Genomic DNA, 19,358 nt, shown 5'->3' with positions numbered 1-19,358 from the left:
ATAGTTTAATCACTTTCAAGTAAAAATCCAAGCATCTAGTTGAGGAGGTTGCTAGTAGAACATGTAGGATATTTCGTAAGAGGTTCGTATAATGGAGGTCAAAGATGTGATTTTGCTCTTTCGTTTATTTCCTATCTCTCATATAGTTTATAATCATCGTATCCAGTTCTTCACTTACTTTTAGTACTCGTTGACTATTCAAACCAAATTTAGATGTTTCCTCGATTAATATAGCACGTTTGTCGTTAATTTCTTGTAACGATATCTGTTTATGCTCTCTTTTATTTTTTTTCATGAAAAACCTCCCCCGAGTGTATAAAATAAAGTAATCCTTCCTCGAGTCAATCTCATATATTTGAGAATCAACTCTACTCTATCTATTCCTCTTTTTTTACTTTACTAATCCAGGTAAATGGACCTAGTATTCACAATAAAAAGCAATACATTATGAACAATGCATTGCTTCCTAATTTAATCTATTACAAGGTATAAATGGAGGTCACCAACAGCTTGAAAGCCTATCGGTAATCGAATGACCTTATCATACCCTAGAAGCTTTGTTATCCCTTCCATAATCGTTGGAGCAGTTATATCTGTTTTCATCCCATTTTGTCCAATATTAGTCGATAGTCCACCTGCAATGATATTACCTAATTCTCCACTTAGTGAGACAAGCATATCATCCTGAATGGGCATGCCAAACATTGCCTCGCCAATTCTACTAAAGACTTGCCTATCACCAGATAAAACTAATTTACCTCTAACATCGCCGGTAATGCCAATAAAAACACCAAATTGGAACTGTAGAGCATTACTAAAAAGTTCAGGCTTTCCTATATTAGCCTGAATAGGAATTGAATTTCTAACTGACATGATGGTGCCATTTAATAAGGCAGTGATGACTTGATTTTTTTCATCTGTTACGCTCAAAGCTGCTCCTCCTTCTAGGGTAGGTTTAATGTTTACTGTGACAAATTATAAGTATTAGTAATCCTAATAAGACCGTAATATTAGTATAAAGACAATCATACATGAAAATCAATAAATTCCGACAAAATCCGAAAAATATTTATAACAAAAAACACCCCATCAATAGATGAGGTGGAAACCTGTATTATTTTCTTTTTCTAAATAAAAGCGCTACACCTAAAACTGCCCCTGCTGCACCAACATATTTAAAACTAGTGAGCGATTTCTGTAGCCAATAGCGACGAATCGATTCCATCTCCCGTATTAAATCAGCAATTTCTTCATAGATGAATCTTTTTTCCATTGGTGTTAGACTTTTTTTCTGCATGCTTTCTTTCAGCTCTTCAATTTTAGCCGCATTTTTCTTCTTATCTTTTTCTGTTATCTTCATTCCCTGATCATTGATTATTTCCAGGCAACGAATAATTTCACATGCAAATTTTTTCGAGTCACTACGCCTTATAAGCTTGCTGATATAATTTTCTAAGTCAAGCTCTCTTAAATCCCCTAATTGCTGAACAGTCTGACTTATTTCTTGACTAAATCCATCTAGTTGATAATCCTGTCTGTTCTTTCGTCCCATAGCCCTCACCCTAAGTTGAAATATATTCCAATCTATCACTTATCATACAACATCTCATCTAGGAATTCGATTACAGTTATGTTTCAAATATTTATCGTTTATTTGGCTAAATTTCTATGGTTCCATGTACTCCTACACACTTCCAATCGAACCATTAAAACCTCTCTAGAATAACGAGCCTTTCATACATAAATCCTATTTTATTTGCAAATGAATAAGCTGAGGTGAATTTATGCTAAATCGTGCCATGACTACTGCATTAATTGGAATAGGTGCAGCACAGTTCTTAAAAGTACCACTTCATTATAAGGAAACCGGTGTATGGGATTGGAAGAAGATGTTTGGGTCCGGTGATATGCCGAGCTCCCATTCCGCTGCGGTTACATCTTTAACAAGTTACGTCGGCTTTAAAAGAGGGATCTCATCGATGGATTTTGGAATTAGTAGTATATTCAGCTTAATCGTCATGTATGACGCAATGGGAATCCGTTGGCAAGCAGGACAAACCGCTATAGCGGTGAATGATATGTATGAAGAGCTTGAGAAATTAGCAGAGCACCATCCAGGATATAAGTATCGCAAGCGAGAAAAGGAATTAAAAGAAATGCTTGGTCACATGCCTGTTGAAGTATTAGGGGGCGCAGCACTTGGTGTATTAATTGGAGCAGTTAGTAACCTGTTAGAAAAAGAAGCCTAAGAGTGGAGTCCCTCATGCTATTAGCTGAGGGACTCCATACTAATCTCCTTCATGGTGCAAATAATCATTTTAGGGATAGCGGACAATGGAAGTGGAAGGGTTTCTACCCCAGTTTCCCGCTTCCATTTCATTTCAAGCCAGTCCATACATGTATATTGTCGTTTCTTAGGGTCTACACTAAGAATTGTTTCTGGCATTTCTTGATGGAACAAAATGGATAACACATTTAATTCATTTGCCATAGTCACGTCATGATCTAGTCTATCACCTACATGAGCTACAATTTCATTATTTGTATCATGTAATTCCTTAACCATATTAATCTGTGGCTTGCCATACCTTGCTTTTTCAGGGGTAATAATAACATCGAAAAAACTTGTTAAACCTAATGCGTCCATGACAGGCTTCTGGTATTTTTCAAATCCATTGGTGACTACCGCTAAATTGAAGCCCTTTTCCCGAAGAATTTGTAAATCTTGAAGAATATTTTCTTCCAATAGATATACCTTAGGAGGCTTCGTGTGTTTGACTAGCAGCTCCGCAACATCTACATGTACAAATACACCATTTGTTGAGAATACATGCCTTACAATATCATCCCAATCATAAGCATCAACAATTAATCCTGCCTTCATTCGCCTACGATGCTCTTTAATCAGTTCACTTCTAATCCCATTCGCTTGATCATCACCAATGCAATCGTTATATAGTTGTTCAATCTCCGGAAATACCCACTTTCCAAAAGGATTCTGCATCAAAGTTCCATCTAAATCAAAGGTAATCCATTTCTTCATTATTTCACGGCTCCTATCGTCAAAATAAAGAAATCGTATAACTCTATAAAAAACCAATGGATTGATTTGTGGATTAATAACATTACTAACCCCTAATCGTAAAAACGTACCTACACTGTACAACTTTATTATAAATTTGAAGATTACGACAGTCTATCTCCCTATATATCCTCAATCAAATCTTCACTAACAAAGAGAAGAGCACGTAACATTTAGGTATAAAGAACTATTAATGTGCGTTTATTTATAATTTACAGTTTATAAAAGTTGCTTTATACTAAATACATTAGTGAAAAAAATAGTAGTTTACACCTATGAAAATCATGCAAATAAATCACTATTACACCTTGTCTTTGATAGGTCATATTTTGAGTAGAATAAACGTACATATTTTATTTAATGTCCCAAGTATCGGGATTGCTTGGACTGTTTGAAAAAATTATATCCTATATTCCAATCAACATGACTATTAAGCTGGTATATATGGGGGAAAATAATTACTTAGCCATTAGCATCATGTGAAAGATTGAGCCTTTTACTGTTTTTACCATTGAAAATGATTTAATTCATTACATACATAGTGTCATAGGTTTGATGATCGTACTTCAAGGGAATTATCTACTAGTTAACATCCTAGTATAATTAATTAATCAATAAATAAACAAACATTTGATAGGTGACTTTCGCTTTAGAGAATAAAATGTATGCGGTTAACTATTTTCAATAAGTCAATCCTAGTGTAACTAATTTCCATTATTATTTTTCAGAGAGGATTCATCATGGAAAAAACACTTCACAAATCTTTATTATATGAAGAGAAACAAGCCACAAAGTGGTTTTTAGGGTTATTTTATGGGACGTTTTTAATCTATGATGTTATTTATTATTACTTATTTCCTATACTTCCATGGGGATCTGAGGAAGGTATTTCGCTAAGTATTAAAGACTATTTTCTATATTTAGTGGTCGGGTTCCTTGTACCCGTAACCTTTTATCTGTTCAAAAAGAAGAAATTATGGTTAATTAAATACCTTTATTTTATCAGCTATACTACAATCACTATGATAGGTGACATCTGGTATTATTCAACTACCGATTTTCCATATAGTAGTGGAAATTTAGTAGAAGTAGTAATTATTTTATTCGCACCTATATTCGTAAATAAAAAATACTTCTACGTAGTCTTCTTAGGTACCACTATAAAATATATTATGGTTGGCTTATTTCTCGACTTCTCAGAAGTAATGCTACCCTTATTAGTAGTCATTGTTCTCTATATGATTAGTTTCATTATTTTACATCGTATCATTAGTTACGTAGAAACGGTTATGAGTTCTTATGATAGACAAATAGAAGGGATTGTAAAAGGAATTATTGCCACCCTTGAACTTAAAGATCCATATACCCGGGGCCATAGTGAACGTGTCGCTGAGTATGCAATGTCATTAGCTACTGCAACAGAAAAATTTGATAAAGATGAGTTAAGATATTTTTATTATGCTTGCTTATTACATGATATTGGAAAAATTCATATACCTGATGCTATTTTAACTAAACCTGGAAAACTTTCAAACGAGGAATATGACATAATCAAAACACATCCACGTGTAGGGGCAGAAGCTGTTGAAGATGTTGAAGGGATATCAGCTAATATAGATGTTGTATTACATCATCACGAGCGCTGGGATGGAAAAGGCTATCCTGATGGCTTGAAAGGTGAAGAATCGCCACTATTAGCAAGAATTACTGCACTTGCTGATGCTTTTGATGCTATGACTTCATCTAGATCATACAGGCCTGCTTTATCTTTGGAAGATGCATATGAACGTATTATTGAAGGAAAAGGAACACAATTTGATCCTAAATTAGTAGAAATCTTTCAAAGTATATTTCCTGATTGGGAAAAAATTCACTCAAAACACAATAGCAACTAGGCATAACTTGAAAGGGGGTGTTTAAACTTGAAAATCCGCAAACTTAAAAAAATAAAAGTTACGTGCTGGTGGTGCATCTTTGGACGCCCATACTAAAAAGCATAAGGATGCTAGATTACTAGCATCCTATTATTATAAAAAGTGGCGGTGTAAACATGAATCTAACACTTGAATCAACACTTAGCTTAGTCGATTTAGAGATTCGCCAAGATAAAAAACATTATATTGTGGAAGACAATCAGTCTGGTGAATTCTATGAAATGCCTAAGGTTTGCATCGATGCAATTGAATTAATCAATAATGGCAAAGGGTTAGCCGAAATCGAACAGATATTGAAGACTAATTACCCTAATGAGGACGTAGAGATTATTCCTTTTGTTGAACAATTAGTTGAATTTGGTTTGGTGAAAGAAATCGATGGTGAGATAGTTACCACTTCCCAAAAGAACAAGTCAACAAATGCCTTTGATTGGATTTCAGCTAATTTCGCCAGCATTTTTTTCAATAAGATTTCCAACAAAATTTATCTTCTTTTGTTGTTCATAAATATAGGATTCATCCTATTACATCCAGAACTTTTACCACATTATCAAGATATTTTTATTTTTGATTCCATGATAGCGAATATGCTGACATATATGGGGATTTCATTAATACTTATTCTGATTCATGAATTCGGCCATATTCTAGCTATCCGTTCATATAATTTGCCAACCAAGCTCGATATTGGCAACAGGCTTTTTTTAATTGTGTTCGAAACAGATTTAACAGCTGCTTGGAAACTTGCCCCAAGGCAGCGAAACCCGTTATATTTCGCCGGGATGTCATTTGAACAGGTGACACTTTTTATAGCTTTTTCACTTACATTATTAATTGGCGATTCGAATCCACTTCTATTCGGATTACTCGGGATTATCATTTTTGATATTTTTGTAAAAACAATCTATCAATTTAGTTTCTTTATGAAAACCGATATTTATTTTATTATTGAAAATATAACTGGAAGCTATAATCTAATGGAGAGTGGGAAGAATTATTTAAGTAAATGGCTCTCTTTTATCAAGCAAGATACTACTACAACTGTCTACAAGAGTGAGTTATCTGCAGTAAGACTGTATAGTGTGTTCTATGTTATTGGAATAGTACTGATTACGTGCTTATTTGCACTCTATTTCCTACCACAAATGATTGCTATATTCGCTCATATATGGAAATACCTATGGACACCTAGTAGTCAATACTTCTGGGACGCTATCGTATTATTAGGATTGAGTATTCTAATGATTGGACTATTAATCTATGCGAGATTTAGGTCTATAAGGGATCGTGTAGCGTGAATATAACAAAACAACATACATTCTATACTTTCCCTTTATAACAACCTAAAAATGCTCTGAAGAAACGCACCTTTCTTCAGAGCATTTACTGGTTTACTTCATCAACTCTGGTAAAAACAGTACAATACCAGGAAAAACCACAATTAAGATTAAGCACAAAACCATCATTCCAAGCATCGGGATAACTCCTTTAAAAATTCGCTGGGCTGGAATCTCTTTCGCTACACTACTAATGATATAAATACTTAGTCCCATCGGTGGTGTCAATAGTCCAATATTCATGACTAGAATCATGACCACACCGAACCAGACCCCATCAAAGCCAAGCATCGTAATTAGTGGATACACTACCGGCAACGTTAATACAAAAATCGCAATGCCTTCTAGAAATAATCCCAACACTAAGTAAACTAATAAAATCAGTCCTAAGATTGCCATCGCAGGTAACGCTAGCCCGGAAACATATTGTGTAATTTTAACCGGAATGGTACTAAGTGCCAGGAATTTACTAAAAATATCTGCACCAATAATGATGAAGAAAATCGCTGCTGTTAAACGCGTTGTCTCACTTAGTGACTTTTTAAAATGTTCAAAGCTTAATCTTCTTGCCATAATCGTTAACAGAAATGCACCAAAAGCTCCTACTCCACCTGCTTCTGTTGGCGTAAAATAACCATAATATATTCCACCAATGCTTAATGCAAACAACAGGATAAAGGGCCAAACAAAGGTTAACGATTTTATTTTCATAGCAAAAGGCTTTTTCTCTGTAACTGGCGCAAGACTTGGCTTTCTCCATACCATAATATAAATCAGTAACATAAACAAAATCATTTGCAAAATACCTGGCACGAGCCCCGCAATCAATAACTTACCAATCGGCTCCATAGTCAATATCCCATATAAGACAAGTATAACACTAGGAGGAATCAGGATACCGAGCGTTCCCCCAGCGGCCACACAGGATGTCGATAGTGCATCATCATATTTGTATTTTTTCATTTCGGGTAATGAAATTCTTGCCATCGTCGCTGTTGTTGCATTTACCGACCCAGAGATTGCAGAGAAGAATGCACTCGTTCCAATGGTAGTCATGGCTAGACCACCTTTAATATGGCCAATCCACGCATCCACTGCTGTATATAAATCTCTACCAAACCCACTATAAGAAAGAAACATCCCCATTAAGATAAAAAGTGGAATAACGCTCAGTGAATACGAACTAGCTGTGGAAAATGGCGTCGTCCCAAGTTGTACTAGTGCCGCATCCCAGCCTCGTATGAGTGCTAGACCAACCGTTCCAACCATAATAAGTGAAACCGCCACAGGAACTCGAAGCACAAATAATAAGAGCAATGCTACAATACCAATAATCCCAATCCATTCAGGACTCATCCTTTTATCACCGCCATTCGAAAATATGCGATAGCTTTAAAGAATGCTAGTAGCATAAATGTAGTCAACGTAAAAGCAATGATAAAAAGAAAGGGATATACCGGGAGTCCTAAATCGGTGGTTGCAGAATTTCTTTCCATCATGCGTAACCCATTTTCAAAAATATGCATTGCGATGAGCAACACTACTAGGGCAATCACCATTTCTACTACACCAAGTAATAGATTCTGAGCTTTTTTCGAAAAACGTTCTACTAGGAAATCAATGGTAATATGGTTCCCTCTTTGATGGGTGATAGCAAGAGCCAAAAAAACAAGCATCGCCGAACTTAGTTCAGTCATTTCATAAGTCCCTTTTAAAGGATGATTAAAAAAGTTGCGCCCAATTACATCGAAGCTTATAATGGCCATCATAAATAACAGCACACCATTAGCAATTTGTCCTTGAATCCCGACAATTTTTATCACAAGACTCTCCGATTTCTCTAGTAACTTTGGCATGGATTATTCACTCCCAGCTTACTGTCCACTTAACTCTACTGCCCGGTCATACACCGCTTGCCCCGGTAATCCTTTACCTTCGACTTGATTAATCCAACTTTCGATTGTCGGATTGATAAATTCATTCCATTCAGCTAATTCTGTACTAGACAACTCATAGATTTCTACTCCTTTTACTTTTGCTTGCTCGACAGCATCTCTTCCGTACTGGTCGAATACTTCTCCTGTTTTCTTCGCCATTCTTTCTCCAGCAAGCTCTAAAAGCATGTCTTGATCCCCCTGATTCAAACGATTAAACACATCCTCATTCATAACAACAAACATCGTAGTAGAGTAGAAGTTTCCTACTGTCGCATAGTTAATAACCTCATCTAACCCCCAAGTCTTCACCGCTTCCCAAGGTGCTATCGTCCCATCTACTACACCACGTTCTAATGCCTCAAAGTTTTCGTTCATTGGCATCGAAACTGGTGTCGCACCCAGCGCTTCTAACCACTCGCTTGTTTCTGGTGAGGGGGAGCGAATTTTCATTCCTTTTAAGTCCTCTATACGCTTAACCGGCTTATCCACTGTAAACAGCTGTCCTGGGTCTGTTGTATATAACCATAAAGGGACAGTCCCCGCATACTCCGCGTCAAATTCATCAAATTCATTCATCAACTTCCATAAATTTTCTGATCCGGACATTGCTGTTTTTGCCATAAACGGTAGTTCCATTACCGATGTTAATGGAAACTCCCCGGGTGTATATCCATGTACACTTAAGGCAAAATCTACCGATCCTGTAGCAGCTGCATCAAAATGTTCATCTGGTGCCGCTAAAGCAGCCCCTGGATAAGAAGTAATCTTAATTCTTCCATCCGTCTTTTCCTCTAATTCAGCTGCAAAGCTTTGAATTTCTTCCTCCATAAAATGTGTTGGGGGAAAGAAATGTGAGAAATCTAGTTCATGTGCATGACTATCTGAGCTAGCTCCACTACCACATGCTGCTAACATTACGATTCCAAACCCAACCACGAGCATGAATAAAACGTTACTCCTGCTTTGAAAAGCTTTCTTCAATGTGACCACTCCTTATTTCGTTTTAAAAAGAAAACGCTTACATTGATGTGAATATGAAAAAGCTCTCGTCTATGTATAATCATATATTATTTAAAATATGATATCAATCATTATTTGGAATATTTTAAATAATATATAAACAATACCCTTATAAAAAAGGAGTCATACAGATTAATTACATCAATCTGGTATGACTCCTTTAAAAAAACTTCTATTTCTATTACTGTAGGTTAAAGGTAACATTTAGTAATGGATTCCTTTTCCTAACCACGCAGCAGCACTTTCAAATAAAGCTTCGGACATGGTTGGATGGGGGAAAATCATGGAGTCTAGTTCTTCCACTGTTCCTTCTAAATGAATAAAAGAAGTTGCTTGACTAATCATTTCAGTCACATGTGCTCCTACCATGACAACGCCAAGAATTTCTCCGTATTTTTCATCCACGATAATCTTCATAAACCCTCTATTTTCTAACGAAGCAATTGCCTTGCCGTTTCCAGCTAAATCTACCTTTTTCGTACGTACGGTAAAACCTTTTGCTTTTGCTTGCTCTTCTGTCATCCCCACACTTGCAATCTCGGGGAATGTATATACACAACGTGGCATGGCTAAATCAAACTTCTTCTCTTTTCCAAGAATATGATCTACAGCATGAATTCCTTCTTCACTGGCTGCATGCGCTAATTGGAACCCGCCAATTACATCCCCAATCGCATAAATACCATCCACAGATGTACGCATATACTCATCTACTTTTACAAATCGTCCGTCAAAGGAAACACCTGTCTCTTCGATTCCAGTCGTATTAGGAATACGCCCAACAGAGATTAAGATTGCATCCGTTTCGATGGAAGCCTTTTCGCCATTTCCCTCTAGCTCTACGATCGTGTTTGCTTCCTTTTTAAAGCCTGTGACCTTAGTTGTGGTATGAATATTGATCCCCTTTTCAACTAATTGCTTAGTTATGAAGTGCGATGCATCGGGATCTTCTGCAGGGATGACTCGATCTGCCATTTCAATAAGATCCACTGCTGAGCCTAAGCTATTAAACACACAAGCTATCTCTAAACCAATTACACCTCCACCCATAATAACAAGTCGTTTCGGAACCTCGTTTAAATCAAATATCGTATCACTAGTATAATAGTCTATATCTGAAATCCCTGGAATCTCAGGAATAAACGGCTTTGATCCAGTCGCAAGTAAGATATGCGCTGCCTGTATTTCTTCTTTCCTTTCATCTAATTCAACTGTAACCTTTTTATCGGCATGGACGGTTCCATATCCGTTCAAAAGCGTGATTTTATTTTGACGTAATAATCCTTTAATTCCATTCTGTAATTGCCTTATAACCTGATTCTTACGTTTTATCATATCAGGAAAAGAAAAAGAGACGTCCCGTACCTGTATTCCAAATTGGTTAGCATGATTAATTTGATTTAACACCTCTGCATGCTTTAGTAACGTTTTTGAAGGGATACATCCACGATTTAAACAGGTTCCACCAAGTTCGCTTCCTTCTACAAGAGCTACAGATAACCCGGATTTTGCAGCCCGAATTGCAGCTACATAACCTCCAGGTCCGCCTCCTATAATCGCTACATCAAATGTTTTCATCGGTATTCCCTCCTAAACCAACAGACTAAATGGATTTTCTAAGCTTGCTTTCAGATTGGTTAGAAACTCCGCTGCTGGCGCTCCGTCGATTACGCGGTGATCAAAGGATAAGCTAAGTACCATCATTGGTCTAACTTCCACTTGACCATCCACCACGACTGGCTTTTCAATGATTCTACCAACACCAAGTATTGCCGTTTCTGGTGGATTGATAATCGGTGTAAAACCGTCAATTGCATACATACCCAAATTACTAATTGTAAATGTACTTCCTTGCATTTCATCTGGTGTAAGCTTGCTTTCTCGGGCTTTCTTTCCTAATGTTTTACTCATTTCTGTTAGTTCAGCAAATCCTCTTGTATTAACTTGCTTCACGGAAGGAACAACCAATCCATTCTCAACAGCCACTGCTAGACCAATATTAATGTCCTCATTGTAAATAATTTCATTATCTATAAGAGAGGCATTAACTTTAGGGTGATTACCAAGTACATGAGCCACTGTCTTCATGATAATTTCTGTATAAGACAAACGGTAGCCTGTTTGCCCTTCAATCACTGGCAACAATGCTTTTCTAACCTCTATTGCTTTTGTCATATCAACTTCACTAGTCAAAGTTACATGTGGGATTGTACGAACACTTTCGAGCATTTTTTCCGCTATTGCCTTGCGTAACCCTTTTAGCTTCACGCGTTTACCTGTTGTAGATGTCGATTGTTTTTTCGCTTTCTCGATAGCCTCGATAACATCTGCTTTTTCAATCTTGCCATGAACACCAGTACCCGTTATCTCTTTTAAATTCATACCGTTTTCTTCAGCGATTTTCCTTGCTAATGGGGTTACTAGTACGCGAGTATCCTCCAGTGCTTGTAACACATCTTGCTTCTGGATTCTTCCTTTAGGACCTGTTCCAGATACCGAACTTAGTATTATATCGTTTTCTCGTGCTAGCTTCCTTGCGGCTGGGGTCGCACGTACTTTTCCGTTCAAAGAAGTAGAACTCGTTTCTACGACTTCCCCGTTTGTAGAGGTTGTGAGTGGCTCATTAGAGTTTTCATTAGTACTAGTTACTTCTTTCTTAGATTCTTCACCACTCACTCCTGGAGACTCAGCTGGGACCGATTCATCTGAGCTGCCAATATATCCTATAACCGTATTAACGGGAATCTCATCATCCTCTTGAAAATATTTTTTTAGTAAAATCCCTTCTTCATAGGACTCAACTTCAATATTTATCTTATCTGTCATAATCTCAAATAATGGTTCACCAACCTCAACGGAGTCACCTTCCTCTTTAAACCATTGAAGCAGTGTACCTACAGCCATCGTACTACTTAGCTTGGGCATGAATATTTCTTTTGCCATGTTGTTCCCTCCCTTATACGCGGTTTACGGTTTCTTTAACTGCCTGGATAATATCCGGTACTTGTGGTACATGGGCCTTTTCTAACTCGGGGTTATATGGAATTGGTGATTCCGCACCACCTAAACGTTTGATTGGAGCATCAAGAAAATCAAATGCTTCACTTTCTGCTATAACACTAGCAATCTCCCCACCGAATCCGCCTCGTTTGACTGCCTCATGTACGACAACAACACGACCAGTCTTCTTCACTGACTCCACAATGGTATCCTTATCTAACGGTACAAGGGTACGTGGATCAACTACTTCCACACTAATTCCTTCTTTTTCAAGCTCTTTTGCTGCTTCCAATGCTTTATGCACCATAATCGCAGTGGCGACAATTGTTACATCTGTACCTTCCCGCTTTATATCCGCTTTGCCTAAAGGAATGGAATATTGCTCTTCTGGAACCTCTGAACTAGTTTTATATAATAATTTATGCTCATAGAAAATAACTGGATTCTCATCATCCATTGCAGCTTTTAAAAGTCCTTTAGCATCATATGCAGTTGATGGCTGTACAACTTTAAGACCTGGGATATGGGCGACCCATGCTTCTAAACTTTGCGAATGCTGTGCGGCTGCACCAGTACCAGAACCACTTGGAGTTCGAACTACCATCGGAACTTTACCCTTTCCACCATACATATAGCGAATCTTCGCCGCTTGATTGACAAGCTGGTCTAGAGCTATCGTAATGAAGTCTGAGAATTGTAATTCTAGTATTGGACGCATGCCAGTTAAAGCTGAGCCAACAGCCGTACCAGCAATTCCCGCTTCACTAATCGGTGTATTACGTACACGTTCTGGTCCAAACTCTTCAATCATGCCTCGAGTTACGCCAAATGCTCCACCATATACGCCAATGTCTTCCCCTAAAATATAGACATCCTCGTTTTTACGCATTTCCTGACTCATCGCTTCACGTACTGCTTCTAAGTAAGTAATTTCTCTCATTGGTATCCCCTCCTATGCATAAACATCCGTTAATAAGTCATCTAGTGTCGGCGCAGGACTCTGTTCTGCAAAAGTAACCGCATCTTCAATTTCTTTTTTCGCTTCCAGACGAATATCTTCTGCCTTTTCTTCCGTTAATAATCCCGCTTCGATTAATACTTCCTTACAACGTTTTATTGGATCCTTTTTACGCCATTCTTGTTCTTCCTCACGGGTACGATATTTCTTCGCATCACTCTTTGAATGACCTTTCCAACGATATGTTTTTGCTTCAATTAATGTTGGACCTTCTCCTCGTTTCGCACGTTGTATCGCTTCATCTGTTACATTCATCATTTCGATAATATCGTTACCATCAGCAACAACGCCTGGGATTCCATAGGCGTGTGCTCGGTCAGCAATATTTTCTACTCGTGTCATCTCTTTTACGGAACCTGACATTCCGTATTGATTATTTTCACAGACAAAGATGACAGGCAAATCCCAGATGGCAGCTAAATTGACTGCTTCATGGAAGCTTCCTTCATTTGTAGCCCCATCTCCAAAGAAGCAGACTGTTACATAATCTAGCTTTTTCATTTTAGCCGTTAATGCCGAACCAACAGCCAACGGTATACCACCAGCAACAATCCCATTTGCCCCCAGATTCCCCATATCTACGTCAGCAATATGCATGGATCCACCCTTACCTTTACAGTAACCAGTAGTCCGGCCAAACAGCTCTGCCATCATTCGATCAGGGGTCGCGCCCTTAGCAATACAGTGCCCATGTCCACGGTGAGTACTGGTGATTTTATCTTCTACAGATAGTAACGCACACACACCGGCAGCACTTGCTTCCTGACCTACGGCTAAATGTGTCGTACCATGAATCATGCCCTTTGCAAAAAATTCATCTACTTTCTCGTCAAATAGACGGATTAACCACATTTGTTTGTATAGGTCTAGTAGTTTTTCATTAGTTATAACTTCTGGAATGTTTAACACATTGCTATTATTCATTTTACCTCTCCTTTACATTTGTTTTCACTTGTTACTTTTGTAAAATTTAATGTAATAAAATATGTTTTACCTTTACCAAGCAAAACATATGTTGTAATTACTATAGTTCATACATCCCTATGGAATGTTAATCCAGTTAAAACTCTCTATCTTGCAATGAACGTATTTTCCAGATTGTTGATTCTTTTGTTTGTTCAACATCATCGTAAGTGATAATATCACCTTTTTTAATAGAGCGTTTAAGCATAACATTTGAGTCTACTAGACCAATAGGAAGTGCGTTAAGAGATTTTGCTTCTGTTGCCTTCAACAGCTTACCATATACGGTAAATCCACCAATGCTGTCTAAGTATTCACCAGCTTCAAGATCCCTTTTAGCTACTGTGACAGTTTCTCCTTGTATCCCTTTATATGGTGCTATGGTTGCTTCATTATCGAAAAAGGCCTTTGCAATCGATAATGGCGTTTCTAGACTTGTTAAATGGTATGGACGATATAGAACATAATTCGGTCCATCTCCCATTTTTAAATATTTCATTTCCGCATTTACTTCTTCTTTGTCAGAAGCGATAATAGCAAATACCCCAGGAGCAATTCCGTTTATAAATTCAACTACTTTTCTACCGTTCAATTTGCCACCTTTGTCTTTTTCCAAAAAGATACCAGGAAGTTCATTTACAGTAGCTTCAAATCCGTGCATTCCTGGCTGATCTGGTAAAAAGCCAGTTGCATTAGCTACAGCGTTCATTTCTACCATCGTTTTTGTACCATCTTGGAAAGATGCTAGCATTTTTGGTGATGCTCCCTTTAGTTTTGCCTCTTCTTTCGCTGTTTCTGGATTAGCCTCTAAATTTAATGGATTATTTTTTCCTTTACCTAAAGCAACTATTTCAAACCCCATAGCATCTGCAAAGTCATATAATTCCATTATCGCACCAGGTTCATCTCCAGCGGAACCCGTATACACTACTCCACTTGCATCAGCCATTTTCTTAAGCAATGGTCCAACAGTGACATCTGCTTCAGCATTAAGCATAACAATATGCTTACGATTTAAAATTGTATCCCAAGCTATTTCAGCACCTATATTCGGCACGCCAGTTGCATCAACAACTACATCTACTTCTGGCAATGTAGTAACTAATTGAGTATTAGTAGTAGCGACAACTTTATTCTCTTGCACCGCTGTTGATGCATCTTTTGCATCCTCGGTAACTACTATTTCATTTGCTTCAATTCCAGCATGGCTATACGCATTCGTAATATTGTCGATAAATAAATCTGCTGTAACAACTACTCGCATACCTTTCATACTTTCTATTTGAGAGATCATCCCACGTCCCATTTGCCCTGCACCAACTAAACCAACTTTAATATACGAACCTTCATTTTCTAGTTTCGCTAGTTTTCTATTAATATTTAACATCTACTCCACTCCCCTTTGTTGTATTTATTAACCCCTTTGGAAGGTAATTGTTGATTTTGCACGAATATCTGGAATTTCCTTTTTTTCTAAACAAACAGTTCCAGGAAGATCCGCCTGCATTTCCCCATTGAAATTAAAGGTTGCATGTCCTAATTCTTGTAAAGTTTCATTTACTTTATTGCCAACAAATAAGATTTTGAAGCTCTCACCATCTATTTCCATCATATCTCCTGCTTGGATCTCTTCTTTTATGTTTCGCGTATTATGAATGACAGAAATTCCCTTCAAATCTGCTGGTACCGTATCATTAAATAAAATCATCATCGATTCTTCAAACATTAAAGTAGCTTCTTCGCCAACTTCAACAACGTTTAACTCTAAATATACACTCATTTTTTCACCCCTCTAATGAAATTACAAATGTAACTATATGTTACATTTGTAATTATAAAGCGCTTTCTTTATCTAGTCAAGTTATACTTCCTTTTAACTGTACAAACCAAAGCTAGCAAAATAAGCGATAATAACTGCTATTGGTCCAGTAATAAGACGTGAGAATAAGACTGCAGGCACTCCTACTTCAATCGTTTCCGGTTCTGCTTCACCCAAAGTCAGACCAACTGGTACAAAGTCTGTTCCTACTTGTGGATTTATTGCAAATAATGCAGGCAATGCCATTTGTGGAGGGATATTGCCATTAGCTATTTCTACTCCAATTAACACCCCAACAACTTGTGCAATTACAGCACCTGGTGCTAATAATGGGGAGACAATTGGGATTGCAGCAACTAAAGATATAATCAACATACCAATTAGGCTTGTGGCCATCGGAGCAACTAGATTAGCGATAAAATCTCCAATTCCAGTAAATGTAATAATTCCCATAAGTGCACTTACAAATGCCATGAAAGGTAGTATGTTCTTTATAACAGTTTCAATCGTGTCCCTACCAGACTGGAAGAATACGCTTACAACATTTCCAACTTTATTCCCTAACACTTCGATTAACTTCATAATCGGGTTCTTTTTCTTGCCCTTTTCACTGTTGTTCTCTCTAACTTTCGCTTTTGCTTCTTCTTTTAGCTGCTGGGCTATCTTCTTGTCCATTAAGTTACTAGGTTGACTTTCTTCTATAGATGAAGCAGCAATCTCCTCTGCCTCTAAATCCTCGATATTCCGAACATCTACTCCAGATACAAAATTTCCTTCATTAATAAACTTTAGTAGAGGTCCAGATGGTGAATTACTATATGTGTTTATCGTTTTAACACCCATTCGAGGATATACTCCACTTCTTGCAGTACCACCACAGTTAATTACCGCAGCTGCTATTTCTTCTTTAGGTACTGATTTCTCAAAACCATCAATAGCAATACCACCAGTACGATCTGCTATCTCCTGAGCGACTTTATGAACTCCACCACCAGTAACAGAAATAATGTATTTTTGCTGATCACTAGGGGTTATGATTAATGGCCCACCCCAACCGGATGGTCCCTTTACAACTTTCACTGATTTGTACTCACTCATGCGACACCCTCCTCAATTGCATATTCTTCATATCTAAGCAGCATTTCTGCTTTTTAGCATACGATCTGTAATAATTTCAGTAACAATACCCCTAATTAACATAACTATAATTCCTACTAATAAGAATCGTAACGCTAATGGCCCAAGTGATAATCCTAGTTCCGTAATCCCAGCTGCAATTCCCATCCAAACAAATAATTCAGCAGGATTGGCATGTGGGAATAGTCCAGTGATTGGATGTACAAAAGATACTGCTGAATCATAAAATGCAGGTTTTTGCTTTTCTGGTAAAAACCTCCCAAATGTGTAACACATTGGATTAGTTAAGAAAAACACAGCCAAAAATGGGAATATAGTATAGCGAAGAATAAAGAATTTAGTACATTTCTGCGCAAACTTATTAACTCTTTCCTCACCTATAAATCTAACAAGTGCATTAACTGCTGTAATTAGTACTACTAGCATTGGAATAATTCCAGTTACAAGACCCATGAAAGTTTCTCCACCTTCTTGGAACATTCCAATAAAGCCTTCTGCTAAATGAATTAAGAAATCCATGCTTCATTCCCCTTTCCTTTGTTAATTTCTTTTTGAATCATGTCAATCGCACCAGACAGTGCATGCTTTTCTATATTGTTTAAATTTTGAGAATTTTTACTTTGCAATAAGTTTTTTCCGATGAGCTCTTTACGATCTTTAAATCTAGCAAATACAGTGATTCCTTTCATCACTTTTGCTTCAACTATATCTAGCTCCTCATCACAAACTAACAATACCAACGCACCTGTACCAAATTTTTTCTTATAGTATCCTGTACCTAGGTACCCAGACTTTCTTTTAGTAAATTCTCGTATATGCTTACGATACTGCTTCACTTGGAGATGAGTCAGTAAAAATTGTAATCCCCAAATTAGTGCAAAAATGATAATGAAATTCCCCCACATACCAACCCTCCTTTACATCTGTAATGGGATATTACTAATGTTAAATAACATGATAAAGCGCTTTCAAATTCTTGTCAATGAATTTTTATAATTAATTCGAAATTAAAGTTAATTCTCTTGCCGTAACATCGTCTAACACTATAGTGGACAAGCATTTATGCTTTAAAGCAACATGAAGAGCTTCTACTTTATGGCACCCGCTTACTACCGCGATTACTTCTGGTATACTTTTTAAATCTTGTAAATTAATACCAATTGTTCTATAGTTTAACGAATGTTCAACGTGGTTTCCATTTACATCATAGAAGATCGAGTTTATATCACCAACCGCCCCTAATTCAATTAAACTATTTTGTTCTTCTTGACTAACATAGCCCAATTCATTCATCGTTGCATTATAACCTGGATTACCTATACCCACTATGGCAAGATCTACTGACTTTCCTTTAAGTAAAACATCGTGTACATCCTTTGACGACATTATTCGATTTCTTAAATCCATATTCTCAACTATTGCTGGAGCGTATAAATAAGAGGACGATGTGTTTAATTTCTTTGCCATTTGAAATGTCAGATGATTAGAATGGTAATGAACATTATACTGCCCCATCCCACCAATAAGAGGGGTAATGTGTACATGTCCCTTATCTTGATATTCAATTGCTTCTACCACAGCATGAACAGACTTCCCCCACGATACGCCAATTGAATTAATCTTTTCAAGCCTTCTTTCGATGTATTCAGCCGCTGCTTTTCCTATGTTACGCATAATCATATCCGGTCCATCATCCCCAGTTGCAACCACAATAACCTCATGTAACCCGTATTTTTTTTCGATTAATCTTTCTAATCCAACGGTGTGTATTGTCTCATCCTTTATATAAATCTCCACAATATTACTTTCTTTTGCTTGTTTTAAAAGCTTAGAAATAATAGGTCTTGATTTATTGACCTTTTTAGCAATTTCACTTTGTGTCCAACCTTCGAAATAATATAGCTTTGCAACTCTAATAAGTAACTCCCTTTCTAATTTATCCATTTTTATCCCCCCGTCTTCTTTAGCACCGATAACATAATATCATAATTAATTAAAATCATTTCACAATATTAATATATAATGAATCCTAATAGATTCGTATTGTAAACCCTTTCTTGACTATCATTACCCTACCAGATATACTGAAACTAAATTTACAATTGTTCTTA

At 37.1% G+C, this 19,358-nt stretch carries 20 protein-coding genes; 3 read left to right on the top strand and 17 right to left on the bottom strand.

Going from position 1 to position 19,358, the window contains the following annotated elements; genetic code table 11:
- Positions 1-124: 124 nt before the first annotated feature.
- The 3 genes from KGF86_RS17300 to KGF86_RS17290 form a co-directional block, all read right to left on the bottom strand.
- The gene (locus KGF86_RS17300) at positions 125-295 is read right to left on the bottom strand and encodes an aspartyl-phosphate phosphatase Spo0E family protein (protein ID WP_186870761.1); all 171 of its coding nucleotides are present in this window, start codon (positions 293-295) and stop codon (positions 125-127) included.
- 176 nt (positions 296-471) lie between these two features.
- Entirely contained in the window at positions 472-930 is a 459-nt protein-coding gene (locus tag KGF86_RS17295; RefSeq protein ID WP_211742558.1) for a chemotaxis protein CheX, read from the bottom strand.
- A 184-nt stretch (positions 931-1,114) separates the two neighbouring features.
- Entirely contained in the window at positions 1,115-1,552 is a 438-nt protein-coding gene (locus KGF86_RS17290; RefSeq protein ID WP_211742557.1) for a hypothetical protein, read from the bottom strand.
- Between the two features lie 232 nt (positions 1,553-1,784).
- Between KGF86_RS17290 and KGF86_RS17285 the strand changes: the two genes are divergently transcribed.
- Positions 1,785-2,249 carry a divergent PAP2 family protein gene (locus tag KGF86_RS17285; protein ID WP_186870758.1) on the top strand — a complete coding sequence of 155 codons (465 nt, stop codon included), beginning with the start codon at positions 1,785-1,787 and terminating at the stop codon, positions 2,247-2,249.
- Positions 2,250-2,269: 20 nt separating this feature from the next.
- Here the strand turns inward: KGF86_RS17285 and KGF86_RS17280 are convergent, their stop codons facing one another.
- Positions 2,270-3,043, bottom strand: coding sequence for an HAD family hydrolase (locus KGF86_RS17280; protein ID WP_186870757.1), 774 nt, complete (start codon positions 3,041-3,043; stop codon positions 2,270-2,272).
- A 779-nt stretch (positions 3,044-3,822) separates the two neighbouring features.
- On the opposite strand from KGF86_RS17280, the gene KGF86_RS17275 reads away from it, so the two are divergent.
- Both KGF86_RS17275 and KGF86_RS17270 read left to right on the top strand, forming a co-directional pair.
- Complete coding sequence (locus KGF86_RS17275) at positions 3,823-4,977, top strand: HD-GYP domain-containing protein (protein WP_186870756.1); 1,155 nt, start codon at positions 3,823-3,825, stop codon at positions 4,975-4,977.
- A 155-nt stretch (positions 4,978-5,132) separates the two neighbouring features.
- Positions 5,133-6,314 (top strand): peptidase, encoded by a 1,182-nt coding sequence (locus KGF86_RS17270; RefSeq protein ID WP_186870755.1) that lies wholly within the window; start codon positions 5,133-5,135, stop codon positions 6,312-6,314.
- A 93-nt stretch (positions 6,315-6,407) separates the two neighbouring features.
- Here the strand turns inward: KGF86_RS17270 and KGF86_RS17265 are convergent, their stop codons facing one another.
- The 13 genes from KGF86_RS17265 to KGF86_RS17205 form a co-directional block, all read right to left on the bottom strand.
- Positions 6,408-7,709 carry a TRAP transporter large permease gene (locus KGF86_RS17265; protein ID WP_186870754.1) on the bottom strand — a complete coding sequence of 434 codons (1,302 nt, stop codon included), beginning with the start codon at positions 7,707-7,709 and terminating at the stop codon, positions 6,408-6,410.
- Positions 7,706-8,209, bottom strand: coding sequence for a TRAP transporter small permease (locus tag KGF86_RS17260; protein ID WP_186870753.1), 504 nt, complete (start codon positions 8,207-8,209; stop codon positions 7,706-7,708). The genes KGF86_RS17265 and KGF86_RS17260 overlap by 4 nt, the downstream gene beginning before the upstream one ends.
- A gap of 18 nt (positions 8,210-8,227) precedes the next feature.
- Entirely contained in the window at positions 8,228-9,271 is a 1,044-nt protein-coding gene (locus KGF86_RS17255) for a TRAP transporter substrate-binding protein (RefSeq protein ID WP_186870752.1), read from the bottom strand.
- A 243-nt stretch (positions 9,272-9,514) separates the two neighbouring features.
- Positions 9,515-10,888: a dihydrolipoyl dehydrogenase gene (gene lpdA / locus KGF86_RS17250; protein WP_211742556.1), complete on the bottom strand. Its 1,374-nt coding sequence runs from the start codon at positions 10,886-10,888 to the stop codon at positions 9,515-9,517.
- Positions 10,889-10,900: 12 nt separating this feature from the next.
- Entirely contained in the window at positions 10,901-12,253 is a 1,353-nt protein-coding gene (locus KGF86_RS17245; protein WP_186870750.1) for a dihydrolipoamide acetyltransferase family protein, read from the bottom strand.
- Between the two features lie 13 nt (positions 12,254-12,266).
- Positions 12,267-13,250, bottom strand: a complete 984-nt coding sequence (locus tag KGF86_RS17240; RefSeq protein WP_186870749.1) for an alpha-ketoacid dehydrogenase subunit beta — start codon at positions 13,248-13,250, stop codon at positions 12,267-12,269.
- Positions 13,251-13,262: 12 nt separating this feature from the next.
- On the bottom strand, positions 13,263-14,252 hold the full coding sequence (locus KGF86_RS17235; RefSeq protein WP_186870748.1) for a thiamine pyrophosphate-dependent dehydrogenase E1 component subunit alpha: 990 nt from the start codon (positions 14,250-14,252) through the stop codon (positions 13,263-13,265).
- 136 nt (positions 14,253-14,388) lie between these two features.
- On the bottom strand, positions 14,389-15,678 hold the full coding sequence (locus KGF86_RS17230; protein ID WP_186870747.1) for an NAD(P)H-dependent oxidoreductase: 1,290 nt from the start codon (positions 15,676-15,678) through the stop codon (positions 14,389-14,391).
- A 27-nt stretch (positions 15,679-15,705) separates the two neighbouring features.
- Positions 15,706-16,071, bottom strand: a complete 366-nt coding sequence (locus KGF86_RS17225) for a PTS glucitol/sorbitol transporter subunit IIA (protein WP_186870746.1) — start codon at positions 16,069-16,071, stop codon at positions 15,706-15,708.
- A 93-nt stretch (positions 16,072-16,164) separates the two neighbouring features.
- Positions 16,165-17,208, bottom strand: a complete 1,044-nt coding sequence (srlE, locus tag KGF86_RS17220) for a PTS glucitol/sorbitol transporter subunit IIB (RefSeq protein ID WP_186870745.1) — start codon at positions 17,206-17,208, stop codon at positions 16,165-16,167.
- Positions 17,209-17,241: 33 nt separating this feature from the next.
- On the bottom strand, positions 17,242-17,766 hold the full coding sequence (gene srlA, locus KGF86_RS17215; RefSeq protein WP_186870744.1) for a PTS glucitol/sorbitol transporter subunit IIC: 525 nt from the start codon (positions 17,764-17,766) through the stop codon (positions 17,242-17,244).
- Positions 17,754-18,152 carry a transcriptional regulator GutM gene (locus KGF86_RS17210; RefSeq protein ID WP_186870743.1) on the bottom strand — a complete coding sequence of 133 codons (399 nt, stop codon included), beginning with the start codon at positions 18,150-18,152 and terminating at the stop codon, positions 17,754-17,756. The genes srlA and KGF86_RS17210 overlap by 13 nt, the downstream gene beginning before the upstream one ends.
- A 91-nt stretch (positions 18,153-18,243) precedes the next feature.
- Positions 18,244-19,191, bottom strand: a complete 948-nt coding sequence (locus KGF86_RS17205) for a sugar-binding transcriptional regulator (RefSeq protein WP_186870742.1) — start codon at positions 19,189-19,191, stop codon at positions 18,244-18,246.
- Positions 19,192-19,358: the final 167 nt, after the last annotated feature.

The organism is Ornithinibacillus massiliensis, from assembly GCF_018310345.1.
Lineage (GTDB): Bacteria > Bacillota > Bacilli > Bacillales > Amphibacillaceae > Ornithinibacillus > Ornithinibacillus massiliensis.
This window is presented reverse-complemented; position numbering and strand designations above follow the sequence as displayed.